The sequence below is a fragment of the Celeribacter sp. ULVN23_4 genome (genome assembly GCF_054788345.1).
This window is the reverse complement of sequence record NZ_JBTVYO010000001.1, coordinates 526,810-546,089: the sequence shown is the minus strand read 5'-3', so window position 1 is coordinate 546,089 and position 19,280 is coordinate 526,810. Positions and strand designations below refer to the sequence as shown.

General features: G+C 59.3%; 22 protein-coding genes. 16 read left to right on the top strand and 6 right to left on the bottom strand.

All coding sequences use genetic code 11. The features are described 5' to 3' along the window. The first annotated feature begins 76 nt into the window (after window positions 1-76). The 7 genes from ACYBHZ_RS02720 (at window position 77) to recO (ending at window position 4,883) form a co-directional block, all read left to right on the top strand. Window positions 77-820 (top strand): pyridoxine 5'-phosphate synthase, encoded by a 744-nt coding sequence (locus ACYBHZ_RS02720; RefSeq protein ID WP_460272636.1) that lies wholly within the window; start codon window positions 77-79, stop codon window positions 818-820. Between the two features lie 15 nt (window positions 821-835). Continuing rightward, window positions 836-1,246 (top strand): holo-ACP synthase, encoded by a 411-nt coding sequence (gene acpS / locus ACYBHZ_RS02715; RefSeq protein WP_460272635.1) that lies wholly within the window; start codon window positions 836-838, stop codon window positions 1,244-1,246. A 105-nt stretch (window positions 1,247-1,351) separates the two neighbouring features. Beyond that, window positions 1,352-2,134 (top strand): signal peptidase I, encoded by a 783-nt coding sequence (gene lepB / locus ACYBHZ_RS02710; protein WP_460272634.1) that lies wholly within the window; start codon window positions 1,352-1,354, stop codon window positions 2,132-2,134. Further along, window positions 2,131-2,820, top strand: coding sequence for a ribonuclease III (gene rnc / locus ACYBHZ_RS02705; RefSeq protein ID WP_460272633.1), 690 nt, complete (start codon window positions 2,131-2,133; stop codon window positions 2,818-2,820). Before lepB ends, rnc begins: the two co-directional genes overlap by 4 nt. Then, complete coding sequence (era, locus tag ACYBHZ_RS02700) at window positions 2,813-3,733, top strand: GTPase Era (RefSeq protein ID WP_460272632.1); 921 nt, start codon at window positions 2,813-2,815, stop codon at window positions 3,731-3,733. The genes rnc and era overlap by 8 nt, the downstream gene beginning before the upstream one ends. Continuing rightward, entirely contained in the window at window positions 3,733-4,065 is a 333-nt protein-coding gene (locus ACYBHZ_RS02695) for a DUF1491 family protein (RefSeq protein ID WP_460272631.1), read from the top strand. The genes era and ACYBHZ_RS02695 overlap by 1 nt, the downstream gene beginning before the upstream one ends. 74 nt (window positions 4,066-4,139) lie before the next feature. Further along, a complete protein-coding gene (recO, locus tag ACYBHZ_RS02690; protein ID WP_460272630.1) occupies window positions 4,140-4,883 on the top strand; it encodes a DNA repair protein RecO in 744 nt (247 codons plus the stop codon). Between the two features lie 18 nt (window positions 4,884-4,901). Here the strand turns inward: recO and ACYBHZ_RS02685 are convergent, their stop codons facing one another. After that, on the bottom strand, window positions 4,902-6,575 hold the full coding sequence (locus ACYBHZ_RS02685) for an acyl-CoA dehydrogenase family protein (protein ID WP_460272629.1): 1,674 nt from the start codon (window positions 6,573-6,575) through the stop codon (window positions 4,902-4,904). A 206-nt stretch (window positions 6,576-6,781) separates the two neighbouring features. On the opposite strand from ACYBHZ_RS02685, the gene ACYBHZ_RS02680 reads away from it, so the two are divergent. After that, the gene (locus tag ACYBHZ_RS02680; RefSeq protein ID WP_460272628.1) at window positions 6,782-7,552 is read left to right on the top strand and encodes a sulfite exporter TauE/SafE family protein; all 771 of its coding nucleotides are present in this window, start codon (window positions 6,782-6,784) and stop codon (window positions 7,550-7,552) included. On the opposite strand, the gene ACYBHZ_RS02675 is transcribed toward ACYBHZ_RS02680, so the two are convergent. Next, window positions 7,549-7,878, bottom strand: a complete 330-nt coding sequence (locus ACYBHZ_RS02675) for a c-type cytochrome (protein ID WP_460272627.1) — start codon at window positions 7,876-7,878, stop codon at window positions 7,549-7,551. The two genes, ACYBHZ_RS02680 and ACYBHZ_RS02675, sit on opposite strands and share 4 nt — an antisense overlap. A gap of 115 nt (window positions 7,879-7,993) precedes the next feature. Next, entirely contained in the window at window positions 7,994-9,592 is a 1,599-nt protein-coding gene (locus ACYBHZ_RS02670; RefSeq protein WP_460272626.1) for a phosphoenolpyruvate carboxykinase, read from the bottom strand. A 393-nt stretch (window positions 9,593-9,985) separates the two neighbouring features. Here ACYBHZ_RS02670 and ACYBHZ_RS02665 point away from each other — a divergent pair, with 393 nt between their 5' ends. The 7 genes from ACYBHZ_RS02665 to ACYBHZ_RS02635 are packed head-to-tail and all read left to right on the top strand — an operon-like array spanning window position 9,986 to window position 15,395. Beyond that, complete coding sequence (locus tag ACYBHZ_RS02665) at window positions 9,986-10,687, top strand: response regulator transcription factor (protein ID WP_460272625.1); 702 nt, start codon at window positions 9,986-9,988, stop codon at window positions 10,685-10,687. Beyond that, window positions 10,687-12,417: a sensor histidine kinase gene (locus ACYBHZ_RS02660; RefSeq protein ID WP_460272624.1), complete on the top strand. Its 1,731-nt coding sequence runs from the start codon at window positions 10,687-10,689 to the stop codon at window positions 12,415-12,417. The genes ACYBHZ_RS02665 and ACYBHZ_RS02660 overlap by 1 nt, the downstream gene beginning before the upstream one ends. Before the next feature lie 3 nt (window positions 12,418-12,420). Beyond that, entirely contained in the window at window positions 12,421-12,858 is a 438-nt protein-coding gene (locus tag ACYBHZ_RS02655; RefSeq protein ID WP_460272623.1) for an HPr kinase/phosphorylase, read from the top strand. After that, on the top strand, window positions 12,855-13,760 hold the full coding sequence (gene rapZ, locus ACYBHZ_RS02650; RefSeq protein ID WP_460272622.1) for an RNase adapter RapZ: 906 nt from the start codon (window positions 12,855-12,857) through the stop codon (window positions 13,758-13,760). The genes ACYBHZ_RS02655 and rapZ overlap by 4 nt, the downstream gene beginning before the upstream one ends. Window positions 13,761-13,774: 14 nt before the next feature. Then, complete coding sequence (locus ACYBHZ_RS02645; protein ID WP_460272621.1) at window positions 13,775-14,167, top strand: PTS sugar transporter subunit IIA; 393 nt, start codon at window positions 13,775-13,777, stop codon at window positions 14,165-14,167. A 42-nt stretch (window positions 14,168-14,209) separates the two neighbouring features. Beyond that, on the top strand, window positions 14,210-14,485 hold the full coding sequence (locus tag ACYBHZ_RS02640) for an HPr family phosphocarrier protein (RefSeq protein WP_460272620.1): 276 nt from the start codon (window positions 14,210-14,212) through the stop codon (window positions 14,483-14,485). A gap of 1 nt (window position 14,486) precedes the next feature. Beyond that, window positions 14,487-15,395 carry a lysophospholipid acyltransferase family protein gene (locus ACYBHZ_RS02635; RefSeq protein WP_460272619.1) on the top strand — a complete coding sequence of 303 codons (909 nt, stop codon included), beginning with the start codon at window positions 14,487-14,489 and terminating at the stop codon, window positions 15,393-15,395. Window positions 15,396-15,510: 115 nt separating this feature from the next. Here ACYBHZ_RS02635 and ACYBHZ_RS02630 read toward each other — a convergent pair whose 3' ends face one another. Next, complete coding sequence (locus ACYBHZ_RS02630) at window positions 15,511-16,386, bottom strand: 3-hydroxybutyryl-CoA dehydrogenase (RefSeq protein WP_460272618.1); 876 nt, start codon at window positions 16,384-16,386, stop codon at window positions 15,511-15,513. A 177-nt stretch (window positions 16,387-16,563) separates the two neighbouring features. On the opposite strand from ACYBHZ_RS02630, the gene ACYBHZ_RS02625 reads away from it, so the two are divergent. After that, window positions 16,564-17,391 (top strand): DUF6473 family protein, encoded by an 828-nt coding sequence (locus ACYBHZ_RS02625; protein WP_460272617.1) that lies wholly within the window; start codon window positions 16,564-16,566, stop codon window positions 17,389-17,391. A gap of 63 nt (window positions 17,392-17,454) precedes the next feature. Here the strand turns inward: ACYBHZ_RS02625 and ACYBHZ_RS02620 are convergent, their stop codons facing one another. Further along, window positions 17,455-18,369 (bottom strand): electron transfer flavoprotein subunit alpha/FixB family protein, encoded by a 915-nt coding sequence (locus tag ACYBHZ_RS02620; protein WP_460272616.1) that lies wholly within the window; start codon window positions 18,367-18,369, stop codon window positions 17,455-17,457. Continuing rightward, on the bottom strand, window positions 18,369-19,121 hold the full coding sequence (locus ACYBHZ_RS02615) for an electron transfer flavoprotein subunit beta/FixA family protein (protein WP_460272615.1): 753 nt from the start codon (window positions 19,119-19,121) through the stop codon (window positions 18,369-18,371). The genes ACYBHZ_RS02620 and ACYBHZ_RS02615 overlap by 1 nt, the downstream gene beginning before the upstream one ends. Between the last annotated feature and the right edge of the window lie 159 nt (window positions 19,122-19,280).

The window sequence follows — 19,280 nt, the reverse complement described above, 5'->3', positions numbered from 1 at the left end:
ATCATAGATTGTCGGTTTCCTTTCCCGTTCTGCGCAGTATTGTCCGGGCAAATGCGAACCGTCTGGGAATAGGATCATGAGTGCGAAACTCCGCCTTGGTATGAACATCGACCACGTCGCCACCGTGCGCAACGCGCGCGGCTCGGCTTATCCGGACCCGGTCCGGGCGGCGAAACTGGCGGAAGAGGCCGGGGCCGATGGCATCACCGCGCACTTGCGGGAAGATCGACGCCACATCACCGACGCCGATATCGAAGCGCTGGTGTCGAATCTCTCCGTGCCGTTGAACCTTGAAATGGCCGCGACCGACGAGATGCAGAAAATCGCCCTGCGCCACAAACCGCATGCGATCTGCCTTGTGCCGGAGAAGCGCGAGGAGCGGACCACCGAGGGCGGGCTGGAAGTCGCGCGTGAGGAAAACCGTCTCGCCCATTTCATTGCGCCCTTGCGTGAAGCCGGCTCGCGCGTGTCGATCTTCATCGCCGCCGACCAGCCCCAGATTGAGGCCGCTCACCGCATCGGGGCTGCTGTGGTCGAGCTGCACACCGGCGCTTATTGTGATTTGCATGCCGAAGGCAAATTTGCCGAGCGTGACGACGAACTCAAACGCCTGACCGACATGGCGGCTTTCGCGCATTCGCTTGGGCTTGAGGTCCACGCGGGACACGGCCTGACCTATGAAACGGTAAAACCCATCGCTGCCCTGCCGGAGGTTACCGAGTTGAACATTGGCCATTTCCTCATTGGCGAAGCGATTTTCCGCGGTATCATCCCGGCCATTCATGAAATGCGCCGCCTGATGGACGAGGTTCGGGCGTAACGGAAAGGGACGCGCATGATCCTCGGCATCGGCTCTGATCTCGCGAATATCGACCGTATCTCCGGCACGCTTGAGCGTTTCGGGGAGCGGTTCAAGACTCGTGTCTTCACCGAGACCGAACAGGCCAAGGCCGAGCGTCGCCGCGATGTCGCCGGAACCTATGCCAAGCGCTGGGCTGCCAAAGAGGCTTGTTCCAAGGCGCTTGGCACCGGCCTTGCGATGGGCATTTCCTGGAAAGACATGGCGGTGAAGAACCTGCGCACCGGCCAGCCTGTGATGGAGGTCACGGGCTGGGCGAAAGAGCGTCTTGATGAAATGACGCCGCCGGGACATGAGGCCATTATCCATGTCACGTTGACCGATGATCACCCCTGGGCACAGGCATTTGTGGTGATCGAAGCCCGTCCTCTGGCTGAAGGTGCCTAAAACGCCGGTATTTTCCGGGGAAACCCTCGCCATCACAGGCGTGTGCCTTGACACCCCAACCCGGGCCTTTCATATCGCGGTGGCAGCCTTCAAAAGGACAAAACCATGAGCAGCACCAAGGACAGTCTGGTCGAAACCGTCAAAACAGTGGTCTATGCCCTGCTGATCGCCGGGGTCTTCCGCACGTTTTTCCTCCAGCCTTTCTACATCCCGTCGTCTTCGATGAAAGACACGCTGCTCATCGGCGACTTCCTGTTCGTCAACAAGATGAGCTACGGCTACTCGAAATGGTCCTGCCCGAAACTGGTCAACTTCCTCTGCCCGGTCACCAACCGTATTCTCGGCCATGAGCCCGAGCGCGGCGACATTGTTGTTTTCGAACACCCGACCCAGCACCGCACCTTTGTCAAACGTCTGATCGGCCTGCCGGGCGATCAGGTGCAGATCAAGGATGGCGTGATCTTCCTGAACGGTGAAGAAGTGCCGCAGACGCGCGATGGTGACTTTGTCGAAACCTTCGAAAAACAAGGCGCGGCTGGACGTCATCCCGCTTGCACCAACACGCCGGGCGAGGGCGGCGACTGTCTCAAAGAAAAATATATCGAGACCCTGCCGGGTGGCCGTCAGCACTCGATCCTCAACATCCGCAACATCTCTCTCGACAACACGCCGGTCTATACCGTGCCCGAAGGCAATTACTTCTTCATGGGCGACAACCGCGACAATTCCGCCGACAGCCGTCTGGCGCAATCTGCGGGCGGTGTCGGCTTTGTTCCCGAAGAATATCTTCTGGGCAAAGTCAGCCGTGTTATGTTCTCCTCGGCCGGGACTCGTCTCGTCTACTTCTGGGACTGGCGCAAAGATCGTTTCTTTAAGGCTCTACAGTGAAGATTTCCGCCGATATCCAAGCGTTCCAAACGCGGCTCGGGCATGAGTTCTCTCAGCCCGACCTGCTTGTGCGCGCCCTGACCCACAGCTCGATTTCCTCGCCCACCCGTCCCGACAACCAGCGCCTTGAGTTCCTCGGCGACCGCGTGCTCGGCCTGACGATGGCGGAGGCTCTGTTCGAGAAAGACAAATCTGCCTCAGAAGGCCAGCTTGCCCCGCGGTTCAACGCCCTGGTGCGCAAGGAAACCTGTGCCGACGTGGCCCGCCAGATCGATCTCGGTGCTGTGCTGAAACTGGGTCGCTCTGAAATGATGTCCGGTGGGCGCCGCAAGGAAGCCCTTTTGGCCGACGCCATGGAAGCCGTGATTGCGGCCGTCTATCGCGATGCCGGTTTCGAAGTGGCGAAAGCGCTTGTTCGCAAACTCTGGGGCAAACGGATCGACCGTGTCGAAGACGATGCGCGCGATGCCAAAACCTCGCTTCAGGAATGGGCGCAGGCCCGTGGGCAAAAACCGCCCAAGTATTCCGAAGTGGCCCGCAAAGGGCCGGATCATGCACCGGTCTTTACCATTGAAGTGACGCTTGAGAGTGGCGAAGCTGAACGCTCTGAGGCAAGTTCGAAACGACATGCCGAACAGGCCGCCGCCAAGGCGCTTTTGCAAAAACTGGAGGCCAAACATGGCTGAAGACCAGACCTCCCGCGCGGGCTTTGTTGCCCTGATTGGCGAGCCGAACGCTGGCAAATCCACGCTTTTGAACCGCATGGTGGGGGCCAAGGTCTCCATCGTGACCCATAAGGTGCAAACCACCCGCGCCCGCATTCGCGGCGTCGCGATGGAAGGCGACAGCCAGATCGTCTTCGTGGACACGCCCGGTATCTTCAAACCCCGTCGCCGTCTTGACCGCGCGATGGTTTCTGCTGCTTGGGGCGGTGCTGCTGACGCCGATATCGTCGTGCTTCTGATCGAAGCGCACAAAGGCATCACCGAAGGCGTTGAAGCCATTCTGGACGCTCTGGATGAACATTCGAACCCGAAACAGAAAATCGCCCTCGCGATCAACAAGATCGATATGGTTGACGTGGAGAAGCTCCTCGGTTTGGCCGAGAAGATGAACGAGCGTCGCCAATTCGTGGAGACCTTCATGATCTCCGCCGAAAAAGGCCGGGGTGTCGAAGATCTGCGCAAATGGCTGGCGCGCGAGCTGCCTCAAAGCCCGTGGCTCTACCCGGAAGATCAGATCGCCGATCTGCCGATGCGCATGATCGCCGCGGAGATCACCCGTGAGAAACTGACGCTGAACCTGCACCAAGAATTGCCCTATCAGCTCACGGTCGAGACCGAGAACTGGGAAGAGCGCAAGGACGGCTCCGCCAAGGTCGATCAGGTGATCTATGTCGCCCGCGACGGTCACAAGGGCATCATCCTCGGCAAACGCGGCGAGACGATCAAACGCATTTCCCGTGCCGCCCGTGAAGAACTCTCCGAGTTCCTCGACCGCAAGGTCCACCTGTTCCTACAGGTGAAAGTGCGTCCGAACTGGTTGGAAGAGGCGGAGCGTTACGGCGAGATGGGTCTCGATTTCAAAGACGGCAACTGATGGCGCGACTGACCGCAGATGTCTGGGTCTCGGCCTATCTGACGCGGCTGCGCCTTGCCGATATTCCCGCTTTCGTCGTGAAAAAAGGCGACGCCACGGCGGGGGCGGTGATGATCAAACTCAATACGCTCGACGGGCAGGCGAAAGCCTTTCAACGCGAATTCAACCTGATGGAAGATCGCCGCGAATGGAGGGTTCTGGCCGAAGGCGAGGAGCGCACAGTGGATGCCTCCCTCGCCAAACAGCGCTCTTTTGACCCGGACCTCTGGATCATCGAAGTCGAGGACCGTCAGGGCCGCACGCTTTTGGACGAAGCGGGTCTTTCCGACTGATCCTCCTTGATTGACCTTCCGCGCTTGGAGGGGCAGGGTCATGTGAGTATTTGCAACGACAATGAAGCAGGCGCATGATCGAGTGGCGCGATGAAGGGGTGGTTTTGGCCGTCCGCAAACATGGCGAAACCTCGGTGATTGTCGAGGTGTTCACCCCCGATCACGGTCGTCATGCGGGCGTCGTGCGGGGCGGCATCTCGCGCAAGATGACGCCGCATCTGCAACCCGGCGGGCAAGTCGCGGTGACGTGGAAAGCCCGGATCGAAGATCATCTCGGCACTTTTACATTCGAGCCGGTGAAAAGCCGTGCTCATGTGCTTGGCGATCCATTGGCGCTGGCGGGCATGTCGGCGACGGCGGCGATGTTGTCCTTTCTGCTCCCGGAGCGCGAGGCGCACGGATATCTTTACGCAGATAGCCTGTCGCTTTTTGATAAGATCGGCACGGATCCGATGTGGCCCTTGGCCTATCTGCATTGGGAAGTGTCTCTGTTGGAAGAACTTGGCTTTGGCCTCGATCTCTCCTCTTGCGCGGTCAGCGGCTCGCCAGATGATCTGATCTATGTCTCCCCGAAAACCGGTCGTGCCGTGTCGCGGCAGGGCGCAGGGGACTGGGCGGATCGGTTGTTGCCCCTGCCGCAATGTCTCTTGGGGCAATCTTCGCTCGATTTCACGGAGATTGGTCAGGGGCTTTTGACCACCGGACATTTTTTGACGAAAATCGCCGCAGAACTGTCCGACCGCCGCCTCCCTGCCGCGCGGGAGCGATTTCTCGATCGGCTCGCAAAAAAGGCGGCGCAGGACGCACCGCCTTTCTAATTGGTCTTCAGAGAAGGATCAGGACAGCAAACGCCGCGCGATCACCTGAGCCTGAATTTCTCCTGCGCCTTCGAAGATGTTCAGAATACGCGCATCACAGAGGATGCGGGAAATCTGATACTCAAGCGCAAAGCCGTTGCCGCCGTGGATTTGCAGCGCATTGTCTGCCGCCGCCCAAGCCACACGCGCGCCCAAGAGCTTTGCCATGCCCGCTTCCAGGTCACAGCGATGGCCGTGATCTTTCTCCCAAGCGGAGAAATAGGTGAGCTGACGCGCCACCATGATCTCGACCGCCATCATCGCCAGCTTGCCGGACACGCGCGGGAATTCGATCAGGGATTTGTCGAATTGCTTGCGGTCTTCTGCGTATTGCATCCCGACCTCAAGCGCGTTCTGTGCCACGCCGATGGCGCGGGCGGCGGTCTGGATGCGGGCGCTCTCGAAGGTTTCCATGAGCTGCTTAAAGCCTTTGCCCTCTTCGCCACCGAGAAGGTTCTTCGCATCGACTTTGAAGCCGTCAAAGCCCAACTCGTATTCCTTCATCCCGCGATAGCCCAGAACCTCGATCTCCCCGCCGGTCATGCCGGGGGTGGGGAAGGGATTCTCATCGTCGCCCGGCGTTTTCTCCGCCAGGAACATCGACAGGCCTTTGTAATCCGTCGTGTTCGGATCGGTGCGGGCCAGAAGCGTCATCACATGGGTGCGCGCGGCGTGGGTGATCCATGTTTTGTTGCCGGTGACCGTGTAGGTTTCGCCCTCTTTCACCGCGCGGGTGCGCAGGCTCCCGAGGTCCGATCCGGTGTTCGGTTCTGTGAACACGGCAGTCGGCAGAATTTCTGCGGAGGACAGTTTCGGCAGCCAGTTCTGTTTCTGCTCTTCGGTGCCGCCGCCAAGGATCAACTCCGCCGCAATTTCGGAGCGGGTGCCGAGTGAGCCAACGCCGATATAGCCGCGAGACAGCTCCTCAGACACCACAACCATCGCAGCTTTCGGAAATCCGAAGCCGCCGTATTCTTCCGGGATCGTCAGACCGAACACACCGAGTTCCGCCAGCTCCTCGATGATCTCCATCGGGATGAACTCGTCCTTGAGGTGCCATTCGTGGCAATAGGGCGTGACCTTTTCCTCGGCAAAGCGGCGGAATTGGTCGCGGATCATTTCCAGCTCGTCATCAAGCCCGGACGCGCCAAAGGTCGCGTGACCGGAGTTGTCGCGCATTAGCTCAACCAGCCGCGTGCGCGCAGCGATGGAATTGCCGGAGAGCATGAGTTTGACGACCTCGTTATGGCTCGGCTGCACGATGCCAAGTCCCAGATCGGAAAGCCGACAAATCTCGCCCTGATTCATCGGGATGCCGCCGTAAATCTGATTCAGATATTCCCCAAACGCGATCTGGTGGATGAGTTGCTCCATCTCGCCGAACTTGTCCTCCTCCGACAAGGCTTCGGCCCATTTCTGCATCTGGCGCAGACTCTCGACATAGGTCGCAAGCCAAGCAAGCCCGTGGGCGGCGGTTTGGTTGGCCTCGATTTTGCGGCTGGAAATCCGGTCGCCGTCCATGAACTCCATGCGCAGAGCCGCGCGGGCACGGTCCAGAAGCGCCTCGGCAGGACCGACTGCGGCGGCGGTCAAGGACAGAAGATCGGGCAAAATCGGGTTCGTCATGGTCAGCTCCTGTTGATCAAGGGCCATGGGAATCTCTCCTCCTCAGGGTCTTCTGATTGTCTAATCACTTCGCAGTCGCAGCGCAATAATATTTTACACAATGGTTTTCTGGAGATTTAAAATGACCTTGTGGATGCTGCTGCGATTCTGGACCAATCAAAGCAAACCACTGGCTGCATCGGGGCACAGGGTTTCCCCTATACACAGGCGGCCTTCCGCCCTTATCAGGGGGCATGATTGACAGTCTCCTGACCCTTCTCACCTTTCCGCAGGTCATCGCGGCCATCGCCATCGCGCTTCTGGCGGGCTTCGTCAAAGGCGCCACGGGCTTTGCCATGCCAATGATCATGATCTCTGGCTTGGGGTCTTTCCTGTCGCCGGAACTGGCGCTGGCAGGGCTGATCTTTTCGACCGTGGTGTCCAACGTCTGGCAGGCGCTGCGTGGCGGTGTGGCGGAGGCCATCGAGGCGGCCGTGCGCTACAAGCTCTATATTGCGGCGCTCTTGGTGATGATCATGCTGTCGGCGCAGCTTGTGGTGATCTTGCCGCAATCCGTGGTGTTCCTGTCGCTCGGGATCGCCGTCGTGGTTCTGGCCAGCTACCTGCTCGTCGGGCGTGCGCTCACCATTCCCGAACATCACCGTAGCTTCTACGATCTCGGCCTTGGTGCGATCTCCGGCGTGATCGGCGGGATTGCCGGGGTCTGGGGGCCGTTGACGGTCGCCTACCTGACCGCTGTGAACACGCCGAAGAAATTGCAAATCAAGATCACCGGCGTGATTTTCGGCGCTGGCGCGCTCACGCTTTTGATCGCGCATCTGCGGTCCGGTGTTCTGAACGCCCAGACGATCCCGCTGTCCGCGATGTTGTTGGTGCCTGCTCTCTTGGGCATGGCGCTTGGGCAATGGGTGCAGGACCGTCTGGATCAGAAGAAATTCAAACGCGCGACGCTACTCGTCCTGCTGGTTGCGGGCGCGAACCTGATCCGGCGCGGGCTGTTTTAATTCAGCTTGGCGGCTTCAAGGCGCAGTTTGATCTCCGCCACTTTCGGGTTCAGCGACATAAGAAAAGCGGCGATGGCTTCGGGTTCCCCGTCATCGAGCCAAATTTCCGGCATCTGGTCGATGCCGCGTACGGCTTCTGTGACGTCTTTGAGAATCGATCCCTGAATGTCGGGGCCATTCTCTCCGAGCGCTTCCTCACCGTGGCAGGACGAACAATAATCTGTGAACGCCGTGGCCCCGGCTGCGATCAGCGCCGGGTCGGTGAAATCCGTCTCCTGTGCCAGAGCGGGGGCGGCGATGAGAAGGAAAAGAGGCGCATATTTCATGGCCCTGTTCTGACAGGGCGGCGTGACACTTCGGTGACGACAGGGCTCGGAGGGTACAAAGAAAAACGCCCCGAACCTATGGTCCGGGGCGTCATATGTCTCAAACAAGAGAGCCTTACTTGATCGCGGCGGCTTTCACGTCGTCGTCAATGTAGGGCAGGTACTGTTCGAAGTTCTCTTTGAACATGGAAACCAGTTTCTGCGCCTGCGCGTCGAAGGCATCTTTGTCAGCCCAGGTGCGACGCGGGTCGAGCAGCACATCGGCCACACCCGGCACGGACACCGGAACCTCGAAACCGAAGTTCTCGTCTTCACGGAACTCGACGTCATGCAGCGAGCCTTCGAGAGCGGCGTGCAGCAGGTTGCGGGTCGCTTTGATCGGCATCCGGGAACCGGTGCCGAAAGCGCCGCCGGTCCAGCCGGTGTTCACCAGCCAGCAGGTCGCACCATGCTTCGCGATCTTTTCGCGCAGCAGGTTGCCGTAGGCTTCCGGACGACGCGGCATGAACGGTGCGCCGAAGCAGGTGGAGAAGGTCGGGATCGGTTCGGTCACGCCCACTTCGGTGCCCGGGGTCTTCGAGGTGAAGCCGGAGAGGAAGTGATACATGGCCTGCGCCGGGGTCAGACGGGCGATCGGGGGCAGAACGCCAAAGGCGTCACAGGTCAGAAGAATGATGTTCTTCGGATGACCGCCCATCGCCGTTTCCGAGGCGTTGGAAATGTAGTGCAGCGGGTAAGCACAGCGCATGTTCTCGGTCAGAGAGCTGTCTTCGAAATCAAGCACTTTGGTGTGCTCGTCGTAGACCATGTTCTCGATCACGGTGCCGAATTTGAACGTTGTCGCATAGATTTCCGGCTCGGCGGTCGGCGAAAGGTTGATCGTTTTCGCGTAACAGCCGCCTTCGAAGTTGAAGGTGCCTTTGTCGGACCAGCCATGCTCGTCATCGCCGATCAGAACGCGGGACGGATCAGCAGACAGCGTGGTTTTGCCGGTGCCGGACAGGCCGAAGAAGATCGCGGTGTCGACAGGATTGTCGGGCGCGTGGTTGGCGGAGCAGTGCATCGCCATGATGCCCTTGCCCGGCAGGATGTAGTTGAGAAGGGTGAAGACACCTTTCTTGTTCTCGCCTGCGTATTCGGTGTTGCCGATCAGGATCAGCTTTTTCTCGAAGTTCAGCGCGACAACGGTTTCCGAGCGGCAGCCGTGACGTTCCGGGTCGGCCTTGAAGGACGGTACGTTGATGACCGTGAAGTCCGCCGTGAAGTCGTCCAGTTCGGAAAGTTCCGGGCGGCGCAGCATCGTGCGGCAGAACAGACCATGCCAAGCCAGCTCGGTGATCATACGCACGTCGAGACGGTTGGCCGGATCGGCACCGCCGTAAAGATCTTCGACGAAGAACTCGCGGCCCTTCATGTGCTCCAGCATATCGGCGTGAAGAACGTCGAATTTCGCCGGATCCATCGGTTTGTTGTTTTCCCACCAGATCGTGTCTTCCACGTCCGGGGTGCGAACGACGAATTTGTCTTTGGGGGAACGACCGGTGTGTTTGCCGGTGCTTACGAGGAAAGAGCCCCCTTGGCCAAGCTCGCCTTCGCCGCGTTTGATCGCTTCTTGGATCAGGGCGGGCTCAAGCAGGTTGTAATAGACGTTACCAAGCCCGGTAATGCCTTGGTCCTCAAGAGTGAAAGCCGGGTTCACGCGTCCGGTCGTCATATGCAAAGCTCCCTCGCCGTGTCCTTGACGGCGTTTGTGGATATCAATCTCTGACGCGAAAAGGGCCCTTCGCGCCCGGGGCGGCAGCGCGCCCGACGCTTGTGCTATATCACGGTTGTCCCTGCGGTAAATAGGACACAGGTCAAGGTTAGCGCAACCATGCACGAGGTAGCGCAAACAAGCTTAAACATATCATAAGTGGCCAGAATCATGAGCATAAATGGCATTTTGTCGCGATAGCGAGTGAGATATATTAGTCATTCCTTGTCATTTTTTGAGTTTCATGGCTCTGAGTATCACGACTGATTCGTGGTTTCGCTTGATTTGAAGTGCTGAAATGCCGATTATGTCCGAAAAAAACAAAATGTGTTGAGCAGTTGAAGGGAACAGTGCATGTCGCGTATCGCCTTGGTTGATGACGACCGGAATATCCTGACTTCCGTTTCCATGACCCTCGAAGCCGAGGGCTTCGAAGTGGAAACCTACAATGATGGCCAGTCGGCCCTGGACGCGTTCAACAAACGTCTCCCGGATATGGCCGTTTTTGACATCAAGATGCCGCGCATGGATGGCATGGACCTGTTGCAGCGCGTGCGACAGAAAACCAACATGCCGGTGATTTTCCTGACTTCCAAGGATGATGAGATCGACGAGGTACTCGGCCTGCGCATGGGCGCCGACGATTACGTCAAGAAACCGTTTTCCCAACGTCTGCTCGTGGAGCGCATTCGCGCGCTCCTGCGCCGCCAAGAAGCGATTGATGGCGTCGATGTGGTGGAAACCGAAGAAACCAAAATTCTGGTGCGCGGCGAATTGGAAATGGATCCGCTGCGTCATGCGGTGACCTGGAAGGGCCGTGACGTGACCTTGACCGTCACCGAATTCCTTCTGCTTCAGGCCCTCGCGCAACGCCCCGGTTTTGTGAAATCCCGCGATCAGTTGATGGATGTCGCTTACGACGATCAGGTCTATGTCGATGACCGTACGATCGACAGCCACATCAAACGCCTGCGCAAGAAAATGCGCTCGGCCGATCCTGACTTCTCGGCGATCGAAACCCTTTACGGCATCGGCTACAGGTACAACGAAGAGTAATGTTCCGTTCTTCCGGCATGAGCCGCACCAAGACGCATGGCAAGGATGAGACCGATGTCGTGCTCGGGGACGATTGGATTGCGCCGCGCACCTCCGATGCGGAGCTGCGTGCGAAGCGGGAACATCGCCGCTTCATCGCCGTAAACCGCTCGCCTCTGGCGCAGAAGATCATCACCTTCAACCTCGTCGCGATCATTCTCATGGTCGCGGGTATTCTCTATCTCAACCCGTTCCGTGACAGTCTCGTCACGCAACGTGAGATGGCGATGATCACGGAGGCCGCTTTGGTCGCCGATATGCTGGAACTGTCTGCGGGGGCGGAGGGCAAGCTCGACGCGGGGGAGGGCGGCGAAAAAATTGCCGCTGTGCTCGCGAGGCTGGAATTGCCGCTGCGCGAACAGGTCTATGTCTATGACACCGAAGGCGCACTGATCGCCTCGACCGAAGGTTTGCCGCGCAGCGAATTGGTCAGAGGTGTGGGTATCGAGCATAATGAGCGTTCGACCGTCATCTCAGACTTTCTGAACAAAGTGTGGTCCGCGGTTAATCTCGCCAAGGGACCGCAGGAAGAGCATCCCACCAACTCAGCCGAGCATGTCGCCAGGCTCATTGCTCCGGCGCTGAACAACGAGTTGCAGGTTAACACCAGTGTCAATGCCGCAGGTTCCACGGTCTTCACCGTCGCCGCGCCGATCACGGTGCAGACCGCTGACGGGCCGATGACCATCGGCGCGATTGGTCTGACGTCCGGCGAGGGGGAGATCGACGATTTGGTCCGCGTCGAGCGCGAGCAAATCTTGCAGGTCTTTGTTATCGCCATTCTCGTTTCCGTCGGTTTGAGCCTCGTTCTGGCCTCCACCATCGCCAACCCGCTTGCCGATCTGGCTGCGGCGGCTGAGATCGGCCGCGACAAGAACAGCCGCACGGTGGCGCCGGGCCGCGTGCGTATTCCCGATCTCTCTGGTCGCCCCGACGAGATCGGCCGTTTGTCTTCGGCGCTGCGGGGCATGGTCTCCGCGCTCTATGACCGGATTGACGCGAACGAACAATTTGCCGCCGACGTCGCCCATGAGATCAAGAACCCGCTGGCTTCGCTGCGCTCTGCTGTTGGCTCGCTGCGGATGATTAAGAAAGAAGAGCACCGCAACAAACTGCTCGATGTGATCGAGCATGATGTGCGCCGCCTCGACCGTCTCGTGTCTGACATCTCCAACGCCTCGCGTCTCGACAGTGAACTGGTGAAAGAGGATGAGGAAGAGTTCAACCTGCTCCAGATGCTGGGCAACCTGATCGACTACCTGTCGCAGGAAGCGCAGGAAAAAGGCGTCGAATTCATTGCCGACATGCCGGAGAAACCGATTGTCATCTCGGGTCTCGAAGCGCGGCTGGCGCAGGTCTTCGTGAACCTGATCACCAACGCAATTTCCTTCTGCGAAGATGGCGATGCAATCCGGGTCTGGGTCCGCAAGCGTGATCACCGCGTGCTTGTTGTGGTTGAGGATACCGGTCCCGGCATACCTGAAGAGGCGCTGACCAAGATCTTCAAACGCTTCTATTCGGAACGCCCGGAAGGTCAGTTCGGCAACAACTCCGGTCTCGGGCTTGCGATCTCGAAGCAGATTATTGAGGCGCATGGCGGCGTGATCTGGGCGGAAAACATCCGTCCGACCGATGCCGATGTCACCTCCGATCCGCTGGGCGCGCGTTTTGTCGTGGGCTTGCCGGTCTGAGCCATGGGCGAGGACGGCGCGCAGCCTCTGAACCTTCATGCCTCCTGCGTTGCACTGGACGCGGATAGCGGTCTTCTGATCCTCGGGCCTTCTGGTAGCGGAAAATCGACGCTCGCCCTGACGCTCATGGCGTTTGGGGCGCATCTGGTCTCCGATGACCGCACGGAGTTGCGCCGAGAGGCTGATGGGCTCTATGGTTCCGCGCCCGCGACCCTGTCCGGCATGATCGAAGCCCGCGGACTTGGGCTGCTCCGTGCCGCGCCGCTGTCACATGTGCGCATCAGGGCGGTCGTCGATCTGTCGCAAAGCGAAACCGACCGCTTGCCTCCCCTGCGGGAAAAGGTTCTGTTGGGAGTCTCGATTCCCCTGTTTTTCAAGGTCGAGGGGCCGCAGTTCGCCCCGGCCCTGATCCAATGGCTCAAAGGAGGCCGGTGCGCGTGAGCAGTCCCGAGGACGGACAGAGCCCTCAGATCAACGCCCCCCAGCGCATCGTGCTGGTCACTGGCCCTTCGGGGGCCGGGCGTTCGACGGCCATCAACGCGCTCGAAGACCTCGGCTATGAGGTGATCGACAACCTGCCGATGTCGCTCCTGCCGCGTCTTCTTGAGGGGGAGCGGCTCAGTCGCCCGCTGGCGCTCGGTCTCGACGTGCGCAACCGCGATTTTTCCGTGACGGGCCTCTATGAGCTGATCGACGAGCTGCGGCGCAATCCCGGCTATGACGCCGAGGTGCTGTTCCTCGATAGCTCGGCGGAAGTGCTGATCCGCCGCTATTCGGAAACCCGCCGCCGTCACCCGTTGGCTCCCGCCGAAACCGTTCAGGATGGGGTGACGCGCGAGACCGACCTTTTGGTGCCGATCCGCACCCGCGCCGACATCTTGATCGACACATCCGAGATGACGCCGCATCAGCTTCGCGACGAGATCGAACGCTGGTTCGCCGAAGGGCGCGAGGCGGAAATGGCCGTTTCGGTGCACAGCTTCTCCTACAAACGCGGCATGCCGCGGGGCGTCGATATGGTGTTCGATGTTCGCTTCCTCGCGAACCCCTATTGGGATGCATCTCTGCGCAGCCTCAACGGCACGGATGAGAAGGTGCAGGCCTATGTCCAAAATGACCCGCGCTTTGCGGCGTTCTTCACTAAGGTGCTTGAGCTGACCCTCCTTTTGCTGCCCGCCTATAAGGAAGAGGGCAAGAAACACCTTTCCATCGCTTTCGGATGTACCGGGGGGCAACACAGATCGGTGACGCTCGCCGAAATTCTGTCCAAAGCCCTTGCGGAACATAATTGGCCGGTGTCAATAAGACACAGAGAACTTGAACGCCGCATGGGCGGCACCTGATCGGGGTATCTGGCGTGATCGGAATCGTCATCGTCGCGCATGGTGGGCTGGCCAAGGAATATCTGGCCGCCGTGGAGCATGTCGTGGGCAAGCAGACGGGAATCGAAGCGATTTCCATCGAGCCGGACCATGACCGCTCTTTGAAGCAGCGCGAAATCTGCGACGCGGCGGACGAGGTTGATGCTGGCGACGGCGTCGTCGTCGTGACGGATATGTTCGGCGGAAGCCCGTCCAATCTTTCGTTGATGGCGTGTCATCATGATGACAGGAAAATCATTTATGGCGCGAATTTGCCGATGCTGATCAAGCTCGCCAAGTCGCGCCACAAAACCGTTGCGGAGGCGGTTGGCAACGCATTGGATGCCGGGCGCAAATATATCGACAGTTTCGACGTTCAGGGCCGCTGACCGGATAAGTAAATAATAAAGAACAGGGTTTTAGGAGGAGAGATGGCGTCTGTTACGCGCACACATGAGATCGTGAATGTGAAGGGGCTCCACGCGCGGGCGTCGGCGAAATTCGTGGAAACGGTCGAGGAGTTCGACGCGCAGGCGGAGGTGTCGAAAGACGGTCTGAGTACGGGCGGCGACAGCATCATGGGGCTTTTGATGTTGGCAGCTTCCAAAGGAACGACTATTGACGTCACCACAAAGGGGGCTGACGCGGACGCTTTGGCCGATGCGCTTGAAGCCCTGATCAAGGACAGATTTGGCGAGGATATGTAAAGTGTCTCACCCCGAAGACCAAGGGACGGAGATCCACGCCCCGGACTACACTCCAGACCACGCGCCGAAACCCGGCGATCCCGATTTCGTCCGCTATGATGGCCGCAAGCTGTCCTATGCCGGAACCTTTTCCGACCCGTCGAAAGTCGCGATCATTCGGTCGATCGAATGGGTTACGGGCAAACTGCCGCTTCTGCGCCGCATCCGCCGCTTCGAGCGGATGGGAACGCCGATGGGCCAGCCGTTCTTCCGTCAGGCGCTTGAGGTCATGGGGATCGAGGTGAAGACCCCCGCAGAGCAAATCGCCAAGATCCCGGCAGAGGGACCGCTCGTCGTGGTCGCAAACCACCCGCACGGGCTGGTGGACGGTCTGGTGATGGCCGAACTGATCGGTCAGGTCCGTACCGATTACAAGATTCTCACCCGTTCGCTTCTCACAGGCATTCGCGAGATCGATCACTTCATGCTGCCTGTGCCCTTCCCGCATGAGCCCGACAGCCACCGCGCGTCGATCAAAATGCGCAATGAGGCGATGGCGACTCTCAAAGAGGGTGGGGTGATCATCCTGTTCCCGGCGGGTGCCGTGGCGACCTCCGAGACCTGGTGGGGCCCGGTGCAGGAAAAGCCGTGGAACCCGTTCACGGCGAAGATGGTTCTGAAATCCGGCGCAACCGTGTTGCCGATCCATTTCACCGGACACAATACGCGGCTCTATCATATGGCCGACAAGCTTTCGGCGAGCGTCCGTCAGGGCCTCTTGCTGCATGAAATCGCCAAGGCGTTGGACAAGCCGCAGGCCCCGATCATCGGCGATCCGTTGAGCCCGGCCGATCTTGAGCCGTGGCAGAGCAAGACCCGCGAGTTCATGGACTGGATGCGTGAGCACACTTTGGCTTTGGGGGATCAGTAACGCCTTTTGAGCGACGCTTAGGGTCCGACAAAAGTCCGACAAAAGTCCGACGCTTTGCCGACATTGAAAAAGGGGCCTGAGTGGCCCCTTTGTTTTGTCTCTATCGACCGGGATTTTACCGCGTCGGAACGGGTGTTTCCCCGCGGTAATCGTAGAACCCGCGCTGGGTTTTGCGGCCCAGCCACCCGGCCTCAACATATTTCGTCAACAGCGGGCAGGGCCGATATTTGGTGTCCGCCAACCCGTCGTGCAGCACATTCATGATCGCCAGACAGGTGTCCAATCCGATGAAATCCGCAAGTTCCAGCGGTCCCATCGGATGGTTCGCACCAAGCTTCATCGACTCGTCGATGGACTTCACCGACCCGACGCCTTCGTAAAGCGTGTAAACGGCTTCGTTGATCATCGGCATCAGAATGCGGTTCACGATGAAGGCCGGGAAATCTTCGGCGGAGGCTGCGGTTTTGCCGAGCGATTCGACCACGCCCAGAAGCATCTGGTAGGTTTCTTCATCGGTGGCGATGCCGCGAATAAGTTCGACCAGTTTCATCACCGGCACCGGGTTCATGAAATGGAACCCCATGAATTTTTCCGGTCGGTCGGTGCGGGACGCGAGGCGGGTGATCGAGATCGAAGAGGTGTTCGAAGTCAGGATCGTCTCGGGCTTCAGATGCGGCAGCAGGCGCTCAAAAATGGCGTTCTTGACGTCCTCGCGCTCGGTCGCCGCTTCGATCACCAGATCAGTCGCGCCGAGGTCTTCGAGCTTGAGCGTCGTGGTGATGCGGGAAAGTGCGCTATCCCGTTCTTCTTGCGTGATTTTCTCGCGCGACACTTGTCGATCGAGGTTCTTTGTGATGGTTTCGACGGCCTTGTTCAGCGCGTCTTGGGAGATGTCGTTCAGCAGGACGTGATAGCCCCCGAGCGCGAAGACATGCGCGATCCCGTTGCCCATCTGACCGGCGCCGACGACGCCCACTTTTTCGATGCCCATGCCGCTCACTCCTTGGCTCGGTTTCGCAGGAGCTTACGCCCCACGCTGCATTCGGTTCAAGGGGTAAGGCAGGGAAGCTGACCTGTAAAATCTATGATGAATTGTCGGCTTAGCGATTTCGCAACCTGTCTCTGCGACTCTGCTCTGCGGGTGAAATACGAACCAGTGGGTGGACACATGGCTTATCAGAACATGGGCGACGGCGCCCTGACCTACAATCCGTGCCGGTATGGCACATCGAAACTGCTTTTCCGCGGGCCGCAAAAGGACTTGGATGTGCCTTACGTGGTCTTCCTTGGTGGCACGGAAACCTATGGCAAATATATCGAGGCGCCCTTCGCCGATCTGGTGGAGGCGGGTACGGGGATCGAGACCGTGAACCTTGGCTGTGTCAACGCAGGGCTCGATGTCTTCCTCGGCGACGACAGCATTCTCGACATTTGCGCCAAGGCGAAGATGACCGTGCTGCAAATTTCCGGCGCCCAGAATATGTCGAACCGGTTCTACGCGGTGCATCAACGCCGCAACGACCGCTTCCTGCGCGCCTCAACACTGCTCCGGACAATCTATCGCGAGGTAGATTTCACTGACTTCAATTTCACGCGGCATTTGCTTCAGACCTTGGAGCAGGTCTCGGAAGAGAAGTTCTCGATGGTGCGCCAAGAGTTGCGCGATGCCTGGGGGGCGCGGATGCGGACGATGGCGCAGAAACTACATGGCGAGCTGATTTTGCTTTGGGTGTCGGATCATGCGCCGGAGGACGAGGCGGCCTGTGAGGCGATTGGTGCGGACCCGTTGTTCGTCACACGAGAGATGATCGAGGACATCCGACCGCTGGTCAAAGACGTCGTGGAGGTCGTCGTCACACCAGAAGAAATCGAACAGGGCTACGGTCTTATGACCTATTCCGATCTCGACGCGCCCGCCGCGCGGGAGATGCTCGGTCCCGTCGCCCATGCCAAGGCGGCAGACGCGCTCAGAGAGTCGCTTGCCCGCATTTTGTGACCCATCTCAAGCAAAAAGGCCCACCAATTTGGCGGGCCTTTTGTCCATTCTTTTAGAGATTTATCAAAGCTTCTCGGTCAGTTCCGGAACGGCGTCAAAAAGGTCTGCGACGAGGCCGAAGTCGGCGACCTGGAAGATCGGGGCTTCTTCGTCCTTGTTGATCGCGACGATGACTTTCGAGTCCTTCATCCCGGCAAGGTGCTGGATCGCACCGGAGATGCCGCAGGCGATGTACAGCTCGGGGGCGACGACCTTGCCGGTCTGGCCCACTTGCTGATCGTTCGGAGCAAAGCCGCTGTCGACCGCAGCGCGCGATGCGCCGACCGCAGCGCCGAGCTTGTCGGCCAGAGCTTCGATGATCGCAAAGCTTTCCTCGGAGCCCACGCCACGGCCGCCGGAGACGACGATTTTTGCGGAGGTGAGTTCCGGGCGATCGCTTTCGACAACCTTGTCCTCGACAAAGGACGAGAGACCCTTGTCGCCCGCGCTTGCAGCCGCTTCGACAGCTGCGGAGCCGGTAGCGCCCGCTGCGTCGAAGGTGGAGGTGCGGAAGGAGATGACCTTCACTGCATCACCGGATTTCACGGTCTGGACCGCGTTGCCCGCATAGACCGGACGTTTGAACGTGTCGGCGTCCACAACCTCGATCACATCAGAAATCACCATCACGTCGAGAAGCGCGGCCACGCGCGGCAGGACGTTTTTGCCGGTGGTGGTCGCAGGGGCGGTGATGTGGGAATAGTCGCCCGCCAGAGACACGATCAGAGCGGCAAGGTTTTCAGCGAGACCATGGGAGTAGGCGGCGTCATCGGCGACCAGCACCTTGGACACGCCTTCAAGCTTCGCGGCCTCATCGCCCGGCGCGCCGCAGACCAAAAGGGTCACGTCGCCCAGTTTCGCGGAGGCGGAAACGGCTTTCGCGGTGGCGTCGAGCGCAACCGCGCCGCCCGCCACTTCAGCAAGACAGAGAACAGCCATCAGACGAGACCTCCCTCTTTGAGTTTCGCAATAAGCTCATCGACGGAGCCAACCTTGATCCCGGCTTCGCGGCCAGCGGGCTCTTCGGTCGTGACGACCGTGAGGCGCGGGCTGGTGTCGACGCCGTAATCCGCAGCGGTTTTCTCTTCGAGTGGCTTTTTCTTTGCCTTCATGATGTTCGGCAGAGAGGCATAGCGCGGCTCGTTGAGGCGCAGGTCGGTGGTGACGATGGCCGGGAGGGCGACGGAAATGGTCTGAAGACCGCCATCCACCTCGCGGGTCACGACCGCTTTGCCCTCGGAAATCAGCACTTCGGAGGCGAAGGTCGCCTGACCCCAGCCCAGAAGTGCTGCGAGCATCTGGCCCGTCGCGTTCATATCGTTGTCGATCGCCTGTTTGCCGAGGATCACCAGTTCCGGTGCTTCTTCTTCGACAATCTTCGCGAGAATTTTCGCGACGGCGAGCGGTTCGATGTCGACGCCTTGGTCCTCGGTCACGAGGATGCCGCGGTCGGCCCCCATGGCGAGCGCGTTGCGGATCGTATCCGTCGCTTTTTTCTCGCCGATGGAAACGATGACCACTTCACTCGCGATCCCGGCTTCCTTGAGGCGGATCGCCTCTTCGACAGAAATCTCGTCGAACGGGTTCATCGACATTTTCACGTTTGCAAGATCGACACCCGTGCCATCGGTCTTCACTTTGACCTTCACGTTGTAGTCGATCACGCGTTTGACAGGCACAAGCACCTTCATTTGCGTAAACTCCCTATAGCAGTCTGCCCCGCAGGGCGCTCTTAAAGCTCTCCGGCACTCTTGTTAGCCGTTTGCTCATGCAGAAAATAGCCCCAAACGGCAAAAAGACGCAGCCCGAACGTCACGTTCGGGACATTTTGTGTCGCAGCGTCATTTTGG

Excerpts from the sequence above, each read along its gene's own strand:
- ACYBHZ_RS02670 (WP_460272626.1), bottom strand. The coding sequence starts at position 9,592 with ATGACGACCGGACGCGTGAACCCGGCTTTCACTCTTGAGGACCAAGGC.
- ACYBHZ_RS02620 (WP_460272616.1), bottom strand. The coding sequence starts at position 18,369 with ATGGCTGTTCTCTGTCTTGCTGAAGTGGCGGGCGGCGCGGTTGCGCTC.
- ACYBHZ_RS02675 (WP_460272627.1), bottom strand. The coding sequence starts at position 7,878 with ATGAAATATGCGCCTCTTTTCCTTCTCATCGCCGCCCCCGCTCTGGCA.
- ACYBHZ_RS02685 (WP_460272629.1), bottom strand. The coding sequence starts at position 6,575 with ATGGCCCTTGATCAACAGGAGCTGACCATGACGAACCCGATTTTGCCC.
- ACYBHZ_RS02640 (WP_460272620.1), top strand. The coding sequence starts at position 14,210 with ATGGCGTCTGTTACGCGCACACATGAGATCGTGAATGTGAAGGGGCTC.
- ACYBHZ_RS02695 (WP_460272631.1), top strand. The coding sequence starts at position 3,733 with ATGGCGCGACTGACCGCAGATGTCTGGGTCTCGGCCTATCTGACGCGG.
- recO (WP_460272630.1), top strand. The coding sequence starts at position 4,140 with ATGATCGAGTGGCGCGATGAAGGGGTGGTTTTGGCCGTCCGCAAACAT.
- ACYBHZ_RS02615 (WP_460272615.1), bottom strand. The coding sequence starts at position 19,121 with ATGAAGGTGCTTGTGCCTGTCAAACGCGTGATCGACTACAACGTGAAG.
- lepB (WP_460272634.1), top strand. The coding sequence starts at position 1,352 with ATGAGCAGCACCAAGGACAGTCTGGTCGAAACCGTCAAAACAGTGGTC.
- ACYBHZ_RS02630 (WP_460272618.1), bottom strand. The coding sequence starts at position 16,386 with ATGGGCATCGAAAAAGTGGGCGTCGTCGGCGCCGGTCAGATGGGCAAC.
- ACYBHZ_RS02660 (WP_460272624.1), top strand. The coding sequence starts at position 10,687 with ATGTTCCGTTCTTCCGGCATGAGCCGCACCAAGACGCATGGCAAGGAT.
- ACYBHZ_RS02720 (WP_460272636.1), top strand. The coding sequence starts at position 77 with ATGAGTGCGAAACTCCGCCTTGGTATGAACATCGACCACGTCGCCACC.
- ACYBHZ_RS02665 (WP_460272625.1), top strand. The coding sequence starts at position 9,986 with ATGTCGCGTATCGCCTTGGTTGATGACGACCGGAATATCCTGACTTCC.
- ACYBHZ_RS02625 (WP_460272617.1), top strand. The coding sequence starts at position 16,564 with ATGGCTTATCAGAACATGGGCGACGGCGCCCTGACCTACAATCCGTGC.
- era (WP_460272632.1), top strand. The coding sequence starts at position 2,813 with ATGGCTGAAGACCAGACCTCCCGCGCGGGCTTTGTTGCCCTGATTGGC.
- acpS (WP_460272635.1), top strand. The coding sequence starts at position 836 with ATGATCCTCGGCATCGGCTCTGATCTCGCGAATATCGACCGTATCTCC.
- ACYBHZ_RS02655 (WP_460272623.1), top strand. The coding sequence starts at position 12,421 with ATGGGCGAGGACGGCGCGCAGCCTCTGAACCTTCATGCCTCCTGCGTT.
- ACYBHZ_RS02680 (WP_460272628.1), top strand. The coding sequence starts at position 6,782 with ATGATTGACAGTCTCCTGACCCTTCTCACCTTTCCGCAGGTCATCGCG.